The sequence below is a fragment of the Mycobacterium sp. genome (assembly GCF_035506235.1).
GTDB lineage: Bacteria > Actinomycetota > Actinomycetes > Mycobacteriales > Mycobacteriaceae > Mycobacterium.
In genome coordinates this window covers 1-16,254 of sequence record NZ_DATJPU010000234.1, presented here as the reverse complement: position 1 = coordinate 16,254, position 16,254 = coordinate 1, and the positions used below count along the sequence as shown (strand labels likewise).

The window sequence follows — 16,254 nt, the reverse complement described above, 5'->3', positions numbered from 1 at the left end:
CCTGAGATAACCGGCAGGATGCGCACCAGCCGGCGGATAAATCCGCCAGTGCAAGCTCCGCCAACCTGGATGGCGAAGATTGTCGCGTCCGCCGATCGCCGTAGGAGACATTGTCTATCACTGCGGTTGGTCGAGGTAGCGGCGCGCGCCCCAGTAGTCTGCGTCCAGTCGAACCGGGGTGATGCGCACTGGTGCCGTCTTGTCGAATGCCTCGATCATGTCGCCGTTCCCCGAATACATGGCCACGTGGTAGATCGCGTCGGGATTGTCGGGGTCCCTGCTGCCGTGCGAGTAGAAGAGCAGATCGCCGGGTTGCAACGCGGATTTGTCGACGGGGCGGCCCCGGCTGTCGGCGGCTTGCGGGCCAGCATCGCGCGGCAGGGTGATGCCGTACACCTGGTAGATGGTGGAAGTGAAACCGGAGCAATCGAACCCGAACCCGGCACGGCCGCCCCACAGGTAGGGGACGTTCACGAACACGGCGGCGTACCGGACCAAATCGGCTCCGGTGGGATGCGGTATGTCCGTGGGCTTTTCGTAGACCGCCACCGTTCGGGCATCCAGCCACTTCGGGCCGCGATCGGGGGTGGCCACCTGAACGGCCTTGTCGGTGCGGCTCAGGACGGGAAGCCTGGTGTTGGTACTGATCTCGAGGTCCTGATCGGAGAGTCCGGATTCGCGGTAGAGCCAGGTGGTGATGCCGCGATCGGCCAGCGCGAAGGGAGCGTGTTCCTTCAGCGCGCCGTAGCCCGGGTCGGTCGTCAACTGGGCCTTGGGAATCCAGCCGGGATAGCCCAGGGAGTCCTTCGGTGTGGGCTGACCGGGGACCAGTACCTCGTCCCAGTCGCCCTGCTCCCCTACCACAAAGACGTGGTCGCCGAAGAGGGCCTGCGTTTGGTTGAGATTGTCCGAGGTGAGCGCTTCCTGCTGGGCCAGCGTCATGTCCGACAGCCAGCCGCGAATATCGACTGGATTTGTCAGGGCGGGATGGTCGACTGGACGCGGGCTCTGCGGCGTGGCCCATACCGTGGCCACCGAAACGGCGACATAAGCGCTGCGCGCCTCCGACGACCCGGAGAGGTTGGCAGGGTCAGCGGTGACGGATACTGCCGCGAGCCCGGTGGACAAGACACCGGTGGACAAAACACCGGCAAGCACTGTTCGGGTGGCGGCGACGATCACGTTCGTCGACGTTATCGGAGCCGTGTTGGTGTGTCCGGTCGGCGCGCTGGAACACGTCGCAGGCAAGGATGTCGATTGCGTTTCGCATTTGGAGGGGTCGGCGTCCTAACGCCAAACCCCTCTGATGACCTGCTGTAATGATGTCAGGGCATGTCACCGGATACCTGCGTGTTGCCGCCGAGTCGTGACATTGCCGTGACAAGGTACGGCCGGATTTCGGACGGTTCCTATCTGATCGCTAGACGTGGGCGGGGGGCCGTCCACGTCGACGAGCGGTTGGCGGCCTTGTTAAAATGCGCAAACGATGCCTTATCGCAAATCTTGTTGAAGGAACTCTCTGAGCACCCTACCGATTGAGTTCATTCTCGAAAGTACCGCATCGCGTAAGCTAGGGTTAGCAGCTTCCCAATTGGCAATAACCGCATAGGAGAACCACGAACTTTTCCGTCCGATAGTGCCAACATCCGCTCTGATTCCTGTGTCTGCGCCAGTTTTGTTGCGTATGGAAAAGCCCCTATCTGATTCTGCATGTGCAAGTGGATCAAACCCGAAAGCAGACGCCACCATCGACAGGTCCATGCCTGTCGCCAGCCATGCGTCTAGCTGCTCCGACACTGTTTGCGATATGAGCTCTTTTCTGGCTACACGGCTCATGAAACTAGACAGCTCGGCGGCTGAGCCTACCGAAAGTGTCCACAAATCGTCTGGGCCGCGATAGTCTCGAACATAATCAAGCAATGCTGTTCTAGTCAGTCCAAGAGCTTTGGAAAGTTCGCGAAGCCTCTGAAATCCCACGTGTTTCAATAGAACGTTTGTGGCTAAATTGTCGCTGACGCCAGCGACCAACACGCAGAGATCGTGTATAGACAGCTTTTCAACTTTCAGGTACTGCCAGATACCCGAATCGGCAACCAGAAGATTTGGATCACGACCGAGTAATTGGGTGCCGTCTAGGTTACCCGCATCACACTGCCGTGCAACCTCGGCCAATAATAATAGCTTTCCAAGGCTAGCAGTCTTCATCGAAGCGTTAGGATTATATGATGCTAATTTCTGACCTGCATGATTTCGAATACAAATAGACCAATCTATTTCAGGTGTGGCGCTAATTGTTTTGCGAATTGACTCTTCGAGCACACGGTGCGGCATCGGCCTCTCGCCTTGATAGAAGATACTATTATTTTACTACAGCCGAGATGACTGCCGGGAGGGCAACTTCTACGATTGGATCGACGTAGGCGCCATATCTACAGATAGGCTCCGATATTCGTTACCGGCGCGAATGACGGCCGAACGACATAGGGCTGCGAACCGTCGAGCTGGGCCTGGTTATGGGCGGCGTATACAAGTGACTCTGGCGTTGCCCGATAGTGCGGCAGAATGACGTGCGAAACATGCGGTAGAGTTTTGCGGGCGGGTACGGACGGCGCGCCTCACTCGATAGGTCGGGCGCCTGGACGAACACGTTTGCTTCGAGGCAGATCGCGCAGGTCGACGCGTCTTGCGTCAATCCGCCTGCCGATGCGTGTTCGGGTTGACTAAGCACGAACCTGGCTGAGGTATGGGGATTCGAACCCCTGCTCTTTCCTGCAAAAACAGCCTGTGAAATGGCCTTTTGTCGACGTAGGCGTGTTGCGCGAGCTATCCCTGTGCTGGGCATATGCGCCGACGTGTTACGCACGTAGTAGTGTGCTGGCGCCCGTCGAACGATGGTCGCCGGGTTATGAGCTGATATGTAGGTCAGTTTGTCAAGGGGGCAGGGTGAAGCGGCGGCCGCGACCGTCGTCGTGGCCGCCGCTTCGTTGACCAGATGAGTTTCGCCGCCCGGGTCGAGCGTGTCAGCTGATGTCGCTGTTGATCAGCACCAGTCCGGAGCCCACGTCCGCCGTCGCGTCGGCAGCGTTGACGGCTCGCATCCGACCGAGCAGGGCCGCGCCGTAGCCGCGCAGCTGAACCGGATCCGACTGCAGCGTGTGCACCGGCACCAGCAGCGCGAAAACGGCCGCGACGAGGGCGAGCGGCCACCACCACCTTCGTGTGAACATCCGCCGCCTTTCAAGACTTGTCGATCCATTCACATAGCCACTCCATGATTCGGTGGCTAACTAAGAAGAAGCTGGGTGGCGGCTGTGGAGTTTTGGCACGCGGCCGCCGCTGGGGTTGGGATGCCAGGGGCGGATTTACAGTCCGTATGGCAGGTGTTCCGAGGTGTCGACACATACACTGTGCCCGCCTGAACTACCGGAATGGTTCCAACGCATGTCAGCCCGTTCCTATGTGTCGCCGCTGAGTTGACGTGACAATTCATCGACAATCAGCACGGAATGGATTGGACTCCATTTGAGTCGTCGGCGAAACTGTAGCAATCGTCGCCGAATCGCATTGTAGGCATTTACGAAACAAGTCCTAGCTTGTCACACGGCCGTAGCAATGCAACGCTCCGATTGAGCGCCGTATGGTCTAGTCTGGCCATGACTGCGACAGATGGCTGGTTGGCGCCGCGGCTAGGCCGGCAGCGATCCCGTTTCATCCCAACAGCTAGGAACGGAATTGAATCCGAACCGATTTGGCGCCGCGCTGAGCGTTCTCACTACCGGCGCAGTGATCTTGTCGGGTTGCAGTGACAACACAGCAACCAATGCAGGAAATGCGACGACGAGTGCGATGCCGGTGAATTGCGGCGGGACGAAGACGCTGAAGGCCAGCGGGTCCACAGCCCAGGCCAACGCGATGACCCGCTTTGTCAAAGCGTTTGAACAAGCTTGCCCCGGTCAGACGTTGAACTACACGCCCAATGGTTCCGGCGCCGGAATTAGCGAGTTCGCCAGCAACCAAACCGATCTCGGTGGGTCGGACTCGCCGCTGGCCCCGAACGAGTACGCCGCGGCCCAGCAGCGCTGCGGCTCGCCGGCGTGGGAGCTCCCGGTGGTGTTCGGCCCGATCGCGATCACCTACAACGTCAAGGGCCTGACTTCGCTGACTCTGGACGCTCCGACGGCGGCCAAGATCTTCAACGGCGGCATTACCACCTGGAACGATCCCGCCATCCGGGCGCTGAACAAACGCGCGGCCCTGCCCGCCGAGCCGATTCGCGTGATCTTCCGCAGCGATCTGTCTGGGACGTCGGATAACTTCCAGCACTACCTTGATTCCGCGTCCAACGGCGCGTGGGGCAAGGGAACCGGAAAGACGTTCAACGGCGGTGTCGGCGAGGGCGCCAAGGGCAACGACGGCACCTCGTCGGCTGTCCGGGCCACGGAAGGGGCGATCACTTACAACGAATGGTCGTTCGCCCAGGCAAAGAACCTCAGCATGGCCAAGATCATCACCTCGGCCGGTCCGGATCCGGTAACGATCAGCGCCGACTCGGCCGGCAAGACGATTGCCGGGGCTGCCGTCACCGGGCGGGATTACGACATGGTGCTCGACGCTGTGTCGTTTTACAACCCGACGCAGCCCGGCGCCTACCCGATCGTGTTGGCGACCTATGAGATTGTCTGCTCGAAGTATCCGGACCCGCAGGTTGGCGCGGCCGTGAGGGCGTTCCTGCAAAGCGCGACAAGCGCCGGACAGAATGGCTTGGCGGACAACGGATACGTCCCCGTTCCAGACGCGTGGAAGGCGTGGTTGAGGAGCGCAGCCGATGCCATCACGTGAGCTCATGACTCGGCGCCGCGCTCAGCCGAGCGCCCTACGTCTTCCGGCATCTTGGCGGGCCCCGCCATGCCGACCTGCCGCTACCAGGTGCGGCAGCATACCGCGCCAGGACGTTTCGCCGGCACCCCTGAGGTCTCTAACAACTCACCGACCGTCACCCGGGGACACGCGAGCCCGTTTCAACCCAATAGTTTGGAACTGAATTGAAGTTCAACCAATTTGGCGCCGCGCTGAGTGTCTCCGCGACCGGTGTGCGGGTGCTGTCAGGGTGCGAAGTTATCGATGGTCTGGTCCCCGCTGGGATCGAACCAACGACCTTTCACGTGTGAAATGGTAACGGTCCGGTTGCTGATGGTGACGGCGCCGATGACGGCGCCGATGAAGAACAGCACCGCGCTGACCTGCAGCAGCCGCTCGAAGCTGGCATCGGTGAGCGTGCCGGCGGCGACGAGTCCCATGCAGCCCACCGCGATCAGGGCAGAAAGCCGGCCCACGGCGTTTTGGAATGCTGATGCTATTCCGCTGTGCGCGGACTCGACGGAGGATAAATTGACTGCGCTCAGTGGTGTGATCGTAGCGACCAGACCAACGGCCAGCACGATCCTCCCGGGCAGCAGGTGAGTGACGAGGTTGAATCCGTATGCGGAGGGGCGGATGAGCAGCAGCCCGATCCCGGCCAACGTGGGCCCGCCGTCAGGAAAACCCTCGATCCGATCCGAGCGGCCACACGGCCGACGCGGCGGGCGAACAGAAATGACAGGACGGGCGTAGGCAATGTGATCAAAGCCGCGACGGTCGCCGAGTATCCGGCAACCTCCTGGATGTAGAGGGCGATGGCAAGCGAGCCCAGCATTAGGGCGCCGTAGACGAACGCAGTGGCCAGATTGGCACCGGCGAAGTTTCGGACGGTGAACAGTCCCAGCGGCAGCATGGGGTGAGAGGTACGGCGCTCCCATGCCACGAACGCCAGCAATGCCGCGCCCCCGAAGACCATCGACGCGATGACAACGGGGTCGACCCATCCGCGCCGCTGAGATTCGATCAGTGCATACAGCGCGGCGCTGAGCCCGGCCGCGGACAATGCCGCGCCAGGGATGTCGACGCGGGCACGTTTGGCGGGCCCGGGCATCGGGCACAGCCAAAACGTTAAGGCGAAGCCGATGACCATCGGAATCGCCGACAGGACATAGATCCATCGCCAGCTAAGGAAGTCCACGGCCAAGCCGCCCAGCAACGGGCCTAGGGCAAAGGCAGTACCGGTCCAGGCCGTCCAGGAGCCGATAGCTCCGGGTCGGTGTGCGCGGTCGAACGCGGAGTTGATCAGCGCAAGCGAACCGGGCACCAGAACCGCGCCCCCCAGACCTTGGATGATGCGCGCGGTAATCAGCATCGCCGGCGAGTCCGCGGTGGCCGCCAACACCGAGCCCGTACCGAAGGCCATCAGCCCGAAGCGGATCACCGGTACGCGCCCGAACAGATCGGAGATGGATCCGCCGGGCAGAATCATGGCTGCCAGGGCCAGCAGGTAGCCGTCGACGACCCACTGTTGTAGGAACAGGCCCCCGCCGAGGTCGCGTTCTGTGGCCGGCAGAGCCAGGCTCACCATGGCGCCGTCGAGGAACGGAACCATCGACACCGTGATCGCCACCACCATCACCCGGCTCGTCGGCGCGGCATCGCGTACTTTCACGTTCCATCCCGCGGCCGCCCGGTAGCGTCGAGTCCGATCGCGGGGGAGAAGTTGCGCCGTGGCCATTGAAGCCTCACAGCGCTGCGGTCAAGAATTTGGGTTGGCACGCTAAGCTGGCTTCGAAAACCTCGCCGAAGTAGGTGGCCGCTTTGATCTGCGGTCGGACGACTGCCATAGTCAATCCTTTCTCTGGCGAAGGCAGCACGACGCGCAACTTCGACCGTGGAGTTGTAAAGAATGACTACCCTACAAAGCGCCCAACGACATTCGCGAGCCAACACAGCCGTGTTTTACGTGTCTTTTACGCGTCCTTTACATCACGATGGCAAACCCGGCCCACGAGAATGGGGACGACGACTGCACAGGCGATTCGAGGCGTTTCAGCTAACTGTTTTGCCTGGTCGTTTAGAGCGCGGCGAAGGCCTTCTAATCCCCAGGTCGCACGTTCGAGTCGTGCCGGGGGCACTGAACTGTTGTATGACCTCGGCTGCTGCTTGACATTTCTGCTTCGGGTGATGCCTGACAGTGTTTCGGCTGATGCTTGGCAGTTACTTCGGCTGATCCATGACACTCCCTAAATGAGGGAGTTGAGCGTGGCTGAGCAAAGGTATCAGCCGCCCGTGAGGTGTGCGGTGTTCATTCCTTGGCGTCAGGGTTTTGGCCGACCTGGGCTGTTTCGCTGAGCTTGTGGAGGCGGACGCACTGGTCGGTGCCATCGAGCCAGAGCAGGAACCGCGACGGCGGCGGAAGCAGGTGTGCCACGGTGGCGGTGGGCACGGGGGTTGGGTTACCTACTGGGATTGGGCGGCCCTGCCAGTGCAGCACGCCGGGATTGTGCTGCAAATTCACATACCAGTTGGTTTTCGGGCCATAGGTGAGCGGGACGATGAAGCTGTCAGGCTGCTCCAAAACCCGGATCGGGGTGCTGTAGCGGCGGCCGGTGCGCCGACCCGTGCACTCCATGATGGCGAAGACGCTGTGCCGGCGCCCGGCTCGCCCAAACCGGGTGACCATTTTGTTGGCGAACCGATTGTTGCGCTTGCGCTTTGCGTCAATGACCGCTGGGTCACCACGACGCATCCCGGCAGCGATGCGCAGCCGCCGCACGATCAATCCGACCACCGCCGCAACCCCGACATAACCCACCAGAGCGGAGCTTGAAAGCGGCATTGCCGTTCCCTTTCGTCCGTGGATCGACTCGTCAGCAGTTGCAGCGGGCGGCAAAGGCGTCTTCGTGTCCGGCCAGGGAGTCAAAGCCACCATGCAGGCGCATGTTCTCCCGGAGGTTGGCGAGGTCGGCGCGGTAAGCCGCCTGAATGACTTCGATCCAGTCGTGACCGCCGTCGGCCTGATAGGGCAGGTCGACAAGGTGCAGCTGCGGTGTGGTGGTGTTCAGCGGGCAGGTCAGGGCCGCGCGTAGTGTGGCGCGCTGGTGTTCGGGGTCGCCGACTCGGCCGCAAGGCGATCCGATGGGGTAGTCGACGAGCGCGGTGCGGGGCGGCAGGTAGGCCTCGGAGATGTCGCGCAAGGTAGACAGCATCAACGTGGGCAAACCCCGGGCTTCCAACGCGCGCGCCAGCACCGCGTCGGCCTGATGGCACTGCGGGCAGAACGGCACCATCAGCACCAGATCGACGTTCTGGCGGTCGAATTCGTCGCGGATGCGCGGCGCGGTGTCGGTGGCCAGCTCCTCCCACTTGGTGATGGACCCGCAGATGCTGACCGCCTCGGGCGCCAACGCACCGATGGTGCCCTCGGCCTCCAGCTCGGCCATGCGGTCGCGGGGAAACGCGACGTTGAGGTCCTCGTCGGCCCAGAAACGTGCCGGAGTCGCGTGGTCGAACACGATCTGCTCGCTGGGCACACTGCGGTCGATGATCCGGTAGGACAGGTCATTGGTGCGCTGCAGTGGTGGCTGCCCGGGCGCCCGCGCCCCCAGACTGACCAGCAGCCCGATGGTCAGTTCAGACACCGGCTTGTGGATCGGCACCATCGGAGGTGCCTGGAAGTGAGGCAACACGGGCCCCCGGCGCGACGCATCTGGCCCCGCACCGGGGAACAGCAGCGGCGCCAGCGCACGCTGGTGATCGCTGAACAAATACGACATGGCAACCTCCGCAGGTGATTACGCCGCCAATCCGTTCAAGACAAGTTCCACGAGTACGTCGGTATCGATTCGTCGGCCGGTCTTGTGGCCTATGGCCACCGCCGCGAACAAAGTGCTTGCGGCAGCCCCGGTCAGCTCGGGCCGAAGTTCCCCCGCCTCGGTGCGGGACTTCAGATACGACTGCAGCAGACGCTGCCCGGTGGCAACGAATTCGCGCAACGCCGCATCGGCGTGACTCGCCGAAAAAAACAGTGATACCAAATCAGCGTTGGCGGCGAGCATTTCGTCAAAGGCGCGCATCAGGCGGGGCAATACCACCGTCGCCGGTTGCTCTGCCTGCTCCCCGAGCACCGCGCGCAACTGCGGCATGAACCCACGCTCAGTTAGCACGGCTGCGAGGAGATCCTCCTTGCTCGCGAAATAGTGATACATCAACCCCGGCGTCACCTTGGCGGCCCGCGCGATGTCCTTGACCGATGCGCCATCAACGCCCTTGGCAGCAAAAACGGCTAACGCAGCTTCGATCAGTTCATCCCGCCGACGCTGGGCCTGTTCACGTCGCGCACCCACGAGCTCACCATATTATTGAATGAACGTTTAATCAACTTGTACAATCGGCCGCATGCTTGCTTTGGCGCGGGACCGGGGGAGCTGCGCTCCGCGTTCAGCGGCTTGCCGAAAGCGGTATGAAGGAGCATTGGTTCCTCGATCGGCGGAAAGCGCCGATCGGACACGTCCTGCGACAAGCCGTCCCGCGAGGGGGGCATGCTTAGGCCGCCGTCGGCGACGCACTCTGAGACTTACTTCCCGGCCATCTCAACTTCAGGTGAATCATGGCCGACCAGCCTCCCACGCAAAGCCCCGCGCAAAACCTGGCCGATGACGTGCCCATCCCCCTCTTAACAGACCCCGTTAGAAGGAACGGCCCATCGATTCGCCGGCTGGGCAGGGGGAAACTACCTGCGTGTTATAGACGGTCCCGTCTCTTGTCGCTGCACGGTCCCGTACCGTACTGTCAGACTGTCGATCCGCCCCGATGCATCCAAGCTTTACCCGCGATGGTGTCCCGGTTATCGAAAGGCCAATGGTGAACAGGATTTCATTCACCAGTCGGGTCAGACGGTGGTGGATAGTGCTTGTCGTTGCCGTGGTGGTGGCCGTCGCGGGGTTTTGCGTCTATCGACTCCACGGAATCTTCGGGTCGCACAACAACACGGCGGCCGGCGGCGGCATATCAGATCAGACGGAACCATTCAATCCCAAACACATCACCCTCGAGGTCTTCGGTGACCCTGGAGCGGTGGCAACCATCAATTATGTGGACATCAATGTCCAGCCGCAGCAAGTGGTGAACGCGGTCCTGCCGTGGTCGCTGACCATGGTCACGACACAACCGGGAGCCTTCAGCAACCTTGTGGCGCAGGGCAACAGCGATTCCCTTGGCTGTCGCATCCTCGTGGACGGTGAAGTCAAGGACGAACGGGTCGTCAACCAAGTGAACGCCTACACGTTCTGCCTGGTGAAGTCGGCATGAGCGACCAGCGCCCCCGGGAGCACGCGTTGGCGCGCGCCATTCGCCGGCTTTCGGTGCCGATCCTGCTGCTGTGGGCCGGTCTGGCCGCGATATCGAACATTGCGGTACCGAATCTGGAGGACGTGGCCAGGGCGCACAACGTATCCCTCAATACACCGGATGCGCCGTCCTTTCTGGCGATGAAACACATCGGGAAAGTGTTCCACGAGTTCGATACCGACAGTTCGGCCATGATCGTCCTAGAAGGTGACAAGCCCCTCGGCGATGACGCCCACCGGTTCTACGACAGCTTGGTCCGCAAGCTCGAGCAAGACACCAAGCACGTCGAGCACGTCCAGGACTTCTGGGGCGATCCGCTGACGGCTGCGGGCTCGCAAAGCAAAGACGGCAAGGCCGCCTACGTGCAGCTGTACCTCGCGGGCAATCAGGGCGATGCCTTGGCGAACGAGTCCGTTGCCACTGTCCGCGAGACGGTGGCTCACACGCCACCACCGCCCGGGGTCAAGGCCTACGTGACCGGCGCGGCGCCTCTTGTTGCCGATCAGTTCGAGGTCGGCAGCAAAGGCGCCTTCAAGGTCACCGTGATCACGGTGTTGGTGATCTTGGTGATGTTGTTGTGGGTTTACCGTTCCGTCACGGCAATCGTCGTGCTGGTCACGGTCCTTGTTGAAATGGCCGCGGCCAGGGGCATTGTGGCCTTCCTGGGAAACGTCGGGCTAATCGGGTTGTCCACCTATGCGACGAATCTGCTCACCTTGCTGGTCATCGCCGCCGGCACGGACTACGCGATATTTTTTCTCGGCCGGTATCAAGAGGCGCGACACAGCGGGCAGAATCGCGAAACGGCCTTCTACACCATGTATAGCGGGACCGCCCACGTGGTGTTGGGGTCGGGCCTGACCATCGCCGGCGCGGTGTTCTGCCTGCGCTTTACCCGGCTCAATTATTTTCAAAGCTTGGGCATTCCCGCCGCAATAGGCATCGTGGTCGCGCTGGTGGCCGCGTTGACGTTGGCCCCGGCGGTGATCACCGTGGGCAGTCTCTTCGGGCTCTTCGATCCTAAGCGCAGGATGGCGACTCGTGGATGGCGGCGCATCGGCACCGCCATCGTCCGCTGGCCCGGGCCTATCCTGGTGGTGGCCACCGGGGTCGCGCTCATAGGCTTGCTCGCCCTGCCCGGATATAAGACCGACTACGACGCTCGCCCTTACCTACCGACCAGTGCCCCGGCCAATATCGGGTATGCGGCCGCGGAGCGGCATTTTTCTCAAGCCCGGCTTAATCCCGAATTGCTCATGATCGAGACTGATCACGATATGCGTAATCCGGCCGACATGATCAACTTGGAACGAGTGGCCAAAGCCGTCGCCCACCTGCCCGGCATCGCGCAGGTCCAGTCCATGACCAGGCCCCTGGGCACGCCGCTCGAGCACACTTCGCTGGCGTTTCAGATCAGCGCGGGCAGCATCGGCAACATCGAGAACCTGCCGTATCAGAAAGACCGCGCGGAGGACTTGCTCAAACAGGCCGACCAGCTGCGTGACACGATCAGCATCCTGAACCGGCAATATGCCCTGCAACAACAGCTCGCCGCCTCGACGCACGAGGAGACCCAAAGCTTTCACGAAACCATCGCCATCATCAATGACTTGCGCGATAAGATTGCGAATTTCGACGACTTCTTCCGGCCGATACGCAGTTATTTCTACTGGGAACGACACTGCTACGACATTCCCGCCTGCTTTGCGCTCCGATCCGTTTTTGATGTAATCGACGGCATTGATCAGCTCAGTGCACAATTCGAAAAGCTCACCGCCAGCCTGGACAAATTGGATGCGGGGCAGCAGAAATTGGTGACACTGCTACCACCCCAGATCGCCGACCAGGAGAAGAACCTGGGACTAATACTGTCCAACTTTGCCACGAACTTCGGGATCAACGCACAGGCGCGAGCCAGCACTGACACAGCCACCGCCCTGGGGCAGGCGTATGACGCCGCCAAGAACGACGATTCCTTCTACCTACCTCCGGAGGCTTTCGACAATGCCGAGTTCAAGCGAGGCCTGAAACAATTTCTCTCGCCCGACGGCAAGGCCGCACGCATGATCATCACCCACGAAGGCGATCCCGCGACCCCCGAAGGCATCTCGCATATCGACCCCATCAGAAACGCAGCGAAACAGGCCGTGAAAAACACCCCCCTGGGGGACTCCAATATCTATCTTGCCGGCACCGCGGCAACTTATAAGGACATAGCCGACGGCGCGAGATACGACCTGCTCATCGCCGGAATAGCCGCCCTGAGCCTGATTTTGATCATCATGGTGATCATCACCCGAAGCCTGGTCGCCGCGATCGTCATCGTGGGCACGGTGGCGCTTTCGCTGGGCGCCTCTTTCGGGCTTTCCGTATTGGTCTGGCAGGACATCTTCGGTATCAAGCTGTACTGGATCTGCCTTGCGCTGTCCGTCATCATCCTCTTGGCGGTGGGATCCGACTACAACCTATTGCTCATCTCCCGGTTTAAAGAAGAGATTCATGCCGGTTTGAAGACGGGAATTATCCGCGCCATGGCCGGCACCGGCGCGGTGGTGACCGCTGCCGGCCTGGTGTTCGCGTTCACGATGTCTTCCTTCGTGTTCGCCAGTTTGCTGGTGCTCGGTCAGATCGGCACCACCATCGGGCTGGGGTTGCTGTTCGACACGCTAATCGTGCGTTCTTTCATGACGCCTTCCGTCGCAACGCTTCTCGGGCGGTGGTTCTGGTGGCCACAGCGCGTGCGACCCCGGCCGGCCAGCACGATGCTTCGCCCATACGGGCCGCGTCCTGCGGTTCGCCAACTGCTGCTGTGGGAGGACGGGGACCCCGTGGCCGGTTCCCGGTTACCTTCGAGGTGAAGCCAACTGCGCGCCTGAAGGAGCCCACAAGCCGAACCTTGCCGGACAAAACAGCGTAGCCGCGTGTTATTCGCCTGCGGTTCTTCTGCCACGTGACAGCGCCTCGTCGCACGAAGGAGTGAACAGAGTGGGCCTTTTTGGTTATCTGGCGATACTGGCCGGGGCGGCTGAATTGGTGTTCGGCGCTCTCGCCTTTATCTTCGTGAACCGCCTCCTGGGACGCGCGCCTACATCGACAAGCGAAGAAGTGGGAAACTCCAGAAAGGTCTTGAGTAAGCTGCGTAGAGGCGAAGCGATGTCGAAGGAAGAGTGGGATTTCGCGGCGCAGGCCGTTGCTGATCGCGGATCCTTGATGGCATTTTCCATCCCCGCCGCTATCTTCGCCCTTGGATGTATCTTTTTGTTCGGCGGCCTGGAAGTGCATGGACCCCATTCCCTGCGACCCTATATCGGCGTGTTTCCTATGTTCGGCTCCATAAACATGACCATCCGACTGCTCAGGATCGCAGCCTTAAAGAAGCGCCTTCGAAATGCCACTATAACGACTGACTGCGCCTGACGTTACCTCCGAGGAATCAGTCGAGCGCTGGGTCCCCTAAGGTTTGGTTCCGTTCGGCCAGGTCCTGCAAAAATCGTGGCACTCGGCCAGCGCCGAAGTCGTAATAGCGGACCCAGTGCGGCGTGATCGCAATTCGGGCCATCTGGTCGTACATCCCGCGGACGTTCCGCTCGAACTCGGCCACCGCCTCAGCGTCCATGGCTTGCCTGGCGGCGGAAAGGTACTCCTCGACCACCCCGTCGACGATCTCGACGCTCGCCCGCCCGCGTACTGAAAGGGCTCGCGCTTGGTCGGGAGTCTCGCCGGCGTCGATGGCCAGCGCGACGGCCGGGCGAGCGGACAGCGCCTTGACCTTTGGGGCGGTCGTGGCCGTGGCCACCACAAACTGCTCGCCCGTCCAGAAGAATCCGACCGGAACCACCCGTGGTGTCTCGTCCTGCGCGATGCAGGCAAGGTGGCCCCACGAGGTGGACGCGAGCAACTCCCGCGCGCCGGTCGTGGACAGTTCGTCATCGATCTGTTGGCGCTCCATAGGGTCCTCCTGTCGGTTATCTTCCGATTCCCAAGGGCGCGGGAAGGCCTGCTCATTCGATCATTCACCGGAAGCCGGTTGCGTCCATGTGCGAGCGCGCCGCAGCGGCCGTGGCCGCGATTCGACGGTAATCGACGGTTCTCGGCCGAGCCAAGGCATCGTCAGATTCATTGCAAGACAAGCGAACACGGACAGACGCGAGCAAACACGAGAGACGTCGATCGGTAATCCCCCAGGTTGCACGTTCGAGTCGTGCCGGGGGCAGTGCAACCACCGTATTTTCGCTGAAACCAAGTCGGCCGGGTGCGGCCCTCAAGTCACCCGTCAGCGGCGTCTGCGGCGGCGAGCAACGCCCTTCCCAGCTTCCGCGCTTCGGTCGGCGTGATGACCGGGGTATCGACGCCGTCAATGATGATCTCGCGCTCAGCGTGCCCATCCGCGTACTGCCGCCCAATGACGGACACGACGATAGAACCGATATCGGGGCACCGCCCATGGTTGCTGACGGGCTCGATTCTCCATTCCGGGCCGTCGAACACCCTGAAAGCTGCGCCGATGCTTTCCCATTCGTCGACGCAGGTTGCCCCGCGGGGTGCCGCGAGGTCGAATTCCATGGCTAGATCGGTTCCGCGATCCCGCGCGCGGGCTGTGGTCATGGTTGGTTCTCCTTGGGTTCTTTGTGGGCGACCTGGCCTGTGGTGTAGTCAGTTGACTACACCACAGCACGCCTAGTGTAGTCAACTGACTACGCCCCCTGAGCCGTCCGTTTCGCAGTGATTGTGGTCACGCTGCCGAGGGAGATCTCCGCAAAGAAAGGAAGTGTGGTGGCTCGCGGGACGGGCGAGAATGGCGGCCATGAACGAAACAGAGAACCTCAGTATCGATGTATCGCTCTTCTGCCCGGCGCAGCATCACGTCGGTAACCTCAGGAAGTTTGCGGCCGAGATCGGCTATCAGCCGAAGGGTGGACAGCTCGGGGCGTGGCCGCCACACCCGTCGGACTCGTGGTGGGAAGTCCGGTGCCCCGACGGCTGCCCCGGCGCGTTGGGCGGTGCCGTGGATCCGATCCGCCAAGAGGTGAAGAGGCTCGCCGACGACCCCAAACGGACGAGTGCTCACTACACACTGAAGCGGGTGGGCTGAAGTCGCCAGCAGCGATGCGGCCGATCAAGCGTGCGGACGCGGCCGACCTGTTTAACGCGCAATGAATCTCTCGGCAACATCGACGCGCGCCGTCTGGCACCGCCGGCGGCACAGTGGTTCGATCGAAATCGAAAGAGATGCAACGACTTCAGGAGAATCCATGGCAATTCTGCCAATCCAGCGTCAGCCCAGAACCCTGGTGCCCGATCTCGCCGAGCTCTTCAGTGGTACTCCTCTGTTCGCCGGCCTGCGTCCGCTCTTCGACCGCAACCTCCTTCGCGTCGAGGATGAGATGGACAACGGCCGCTACGAGGTGCGCGCCGAGATTCCCGGCGTCGACCCAGCTAAGGACATCGACATCACCGTGCACGACGGGATGCTCACCATCAAGGCCGTACGCAGCCAGGCTGTCGAATCCCATGGCCGGTCCGAGTTCAGCTACGGAGCCTTCGCGCGTTCCGTTCCGCTGCCCGCGGGAGCCGACGTCGACGACGTCCATGCCACCTACGAAAAGGGCATTCTCGCGATCTCGGTGCCGGTGCCCAACGGCGCGCCGGCGGCGAAACGCATCGAGGTCGAAACTCGGGAGTGATTTCGCGGCCGCTGCGCCGCACGGTCAGGTTGCGGGCGGGGCCGGCTGCCCGGGCGGAATCGCGCCGTTGCAGCCACCCGGCGGTGGCGGACCCGGGAGAGGTTCGTCGCCGCCGACGCAGTCGTAGTAAAACTGCGGGCCGACAATCCAGGTCTTCATCCACTGGTGCCAAAACGACCCGTCGGGATACTTCTCGCCGTCGCACACGGCCAAATTGCCATAACCCCATCGACCACCCGGGCAGTAGCCCTTCGTCATGTCCGGCTGGTGCGGGTCAGGTGGATCTGAGCTGGCAACCGCGGTCGAAAACACGTACGCCGCAGCACAACCCAATATTGCAGCGCCAAAGCGGGTGCGCGTG

The 16,254-nt window shown here is 61.8% G+C and carries 17 protein-coding genes; 6 read left to right on the top strand and 11 right to left on the bottom strand.

Annotation, left to right across the window (positions count from 1 at the left end; translation table 11 throughout):
* Positions 1-117: 117 nt before the first annotated feature.
* From VMD50_RS21305 to VMD50_RS21295, 3 genes are all read right to left on the bottom strand, one after another.
* Positions 118-1,182, bottom strand: a complete 1,065-nt coding sequence (locus tag VMD50_RS21305; protein ID WP_325430435.1) for a C40 family peptidase — start codon at positions 1,180-1,182, stop codon at positions 118-120.
* 309 nt (positions 1,183-1,491) lie between these two features.
* Positions 1,492-2,331: a serine hydrolase gene (locus tag VMD50_RS21300; protein WP_325430433.1), complete on the bottom strand. Its 840-nt coding sequence runs from the start codon at positions 2,329-2,331 to the stop codon at positions 1,492-1,494.
* Positions 2,332-3,020: 689 nt separating this feature from the next.
* Positions 3,021-3,227 carry a hypothetical protein gene (locus VMD50_RS21295; RefSeq protein ID WP_325430431.1) on the bottom strand — a complete coding sequence of 69 codons (207 nt, stop codon included), beginning with the start codon at positions 3,225-3,227 and terminating at the stop codon, positions 3,021-3,023.
* A 505-nt stretch (positions 3,228-3,732) separates the two neighbouring features.
* On the opposite strand from VMD50_RS21295, the gene pstS reads away from it, so the two are divergent.
* On the top strand, positions 3,733-4,839 hold the full coding sequence (gene pstS / locus VMD50_RS21290; RefSeq protein ID WP_325430430.1) for a phosphate ABC transporter substrate-binding protein PstS: 1,107 nt from the start codon (positions 3,733-3,735) through the stop codon (positions 4,837-4,839).
* A gap of 263 nt (positions 4,840-5,102) precedes the next feature.
* On the opposite strand, the gene VMD50_RS21285 is transcribed toward pstS, so the two are convergent.
* The 5 genes from VMD50_RS21285 to VMD50_RS21265 form a co-directional block, all read right to left on the bottom strand.
* The gene (locus VMD50_RS21285; protein ID WP_325430429.1) at positions 5,103-5,297 is read right to left on the bottom strand and encodes a hypothetical protein; all 195 of its coding nucleotides are present in this window, start codon (positions 5,295-5,297) and stop codon (positions 5,103-5,105) included.
* Positions 5,298-5,398: 101 nt separating this feature from the next.
* Positions 5,399-6,529 (bottom strand): MFS transporter, encoded by a 1,131-nt coding sequence (locus tag VMD50_RS21280; protein ID WP_325430427.1) that lies wholly within the window; start codon positions 6,527-6,529, stop codon positions 5,399-5,401.
* Between the two features lie 636 nt (positions 6,530-7,165).
* Complete coding sequence (locus tag VMD50_RS21275; RefSeq protein WP_325430425.1) at positions 7,166-7,753, bottom strand: nitroreductase/quinone reductase family protein; 588 nt, start codon at positions 7,751-7,753, stop codon at positions 7,166-7,168.
* Positions 7,731-8,636, bottom strand: coding sequence for a glycine/sarcosine/betaine reductase selenoprotein B family protein (locus VMD50_RS21270; RefSeq protein ID WP_325430423.1), 906 nt, complete (start codon positions 8,634-8,636; stop codon positions 7,731-7,733). The genes VMD50_RS21275 and VMD50_RS21270 overlap by 23 nt, the downstream gene beginning before the upstream one ends.
* Positions 8,637-8,654: 18 nt before the next feature.
* Positions 8,655-9,206 (bottom strand): TetR/AcrR family transcriptional regulator, encoded by a 552-nt coding sequence (locus VMD50_RS21265; RefSeq protein ID WP_325430421.1) that lies wholly within the window; start codon positions 9,204-9,206, stop codon positions 8,655-8,657.
* A 514-nt stretch (positions 9,207-9,720) separates the two neighbouring features.
* Between VMD50_RS21265 and VMD50_RS21260 the strand changes: the two genes are divergently transcribed.
* From VMD50_RS21260 to VMD50_RS21250, 3 genes are all read left to right on the top strand, one after another.
* A complete protein-coding gene (locus tag VMD50_RS21260; RefSeq protein ID WP_325430549.1) occupies positions 9,721-10,170 on the top strand; it encodes an MmpS family transport accessory protein in 450 nt (149 codons plus the stop codon).
* Positions 10,167-13,067, top strand: coding sequence for an MMPL/RND family transporter (locus tag VMD50_RS21255; RefSeq protein WP_325430419.1), 2,901 nt, complete (start codon positions 10,167-10,169; stop codon positions 13,065-13,067). Before VMD50_RS21260 ends, VMD50_RS21255 begins: the two co-directional genes overlap by 4 nt.
* A gap of 127 nt (positions 13,068-13,194) precedes the next feature.
* The gene (locus VMD50_RS21250) at positions 13,195-13,626 is read left to right on the top strand and encodes a hypothetical protein (RefSeq protein ID WP_325430417.1); all 432 of its coding nucleotides are present in this window, start codon (positions 13,195-13,197) and stop codon (positions 13,624-13,626) included.
* Positions 13,627-13,642: 16 nt separating this feature from the next.
* Here VMD50_RS21250 and VMD50_RS21245 read toward each other — a convergent pair whose 3' ends face one another.
* The gene (locus VMD50_RS21245; protein ID WP_325430415.1) at positions 13,643-14,158 is read right to left on the bottom strand and encodes a pyridoxamine 5'-phosphate oxidase family protein; all 516 of its coding nucleotides are present in this window, start codon (positions 14,156-14,158) and stop codon (positions 13,643-13,645) included.
* Positions 14,159-14,475: 317 nt separating this feature from the next.
* Complete coding sequence (locus VMD50_RS21240) at positions 14,476-14,814, bottom strand: hypothetical protein (protein WP_325430413.1); 339 nt, start codon at positions 14,812-14,814, stop codon at positions 14,476-14,478.
* 199 nt (positions 14,815-15,013) lie between these two features.
* On the opposite strand from VMD50_RS21240, the gene VMD50_RS21235 reads away from it, so the two are divergent.
* Together VMD50_RS21235 and VMD50_RS21230 are read left to right on the top strand one after the other, a co-directional pair.
* Positions 15,014-15,301, top strand: a complete 288-nt coding sequence (locus VMD50_RS21235) for a hypothetical protein (RefSeq protein ID WP_325430411.1) — start codon at positions 15,014-15,016, stop codon at positions 15,299-15,301.
* A 160-nt stretch (positions 15,302-15,461) separates the two neighbouring features.
* Positions 15,462-15,893, top strand: coding sequence for an Hsp20/alpha crystallin family protein (locus VMD50_RS21230; RefSeq protein WP_325430409.1), 432 nt, complete (start codon positions 15,462-15,464; stop codon positions 15,891-15,893).
* A gap of 24 nt (positions 15,894-15,917) precedes the next feature.
* Here the strand turns inward: VMD50_RS21230 and VMD50_RS21225 are convergent.
* Positions 15,918-16,254: hypothetical protein (locus VMD50_RS21225; RefSeq protein WP_414686135.1), on the bottom strand; the 337-nt coding region annotated here is incomplete at its 5' end.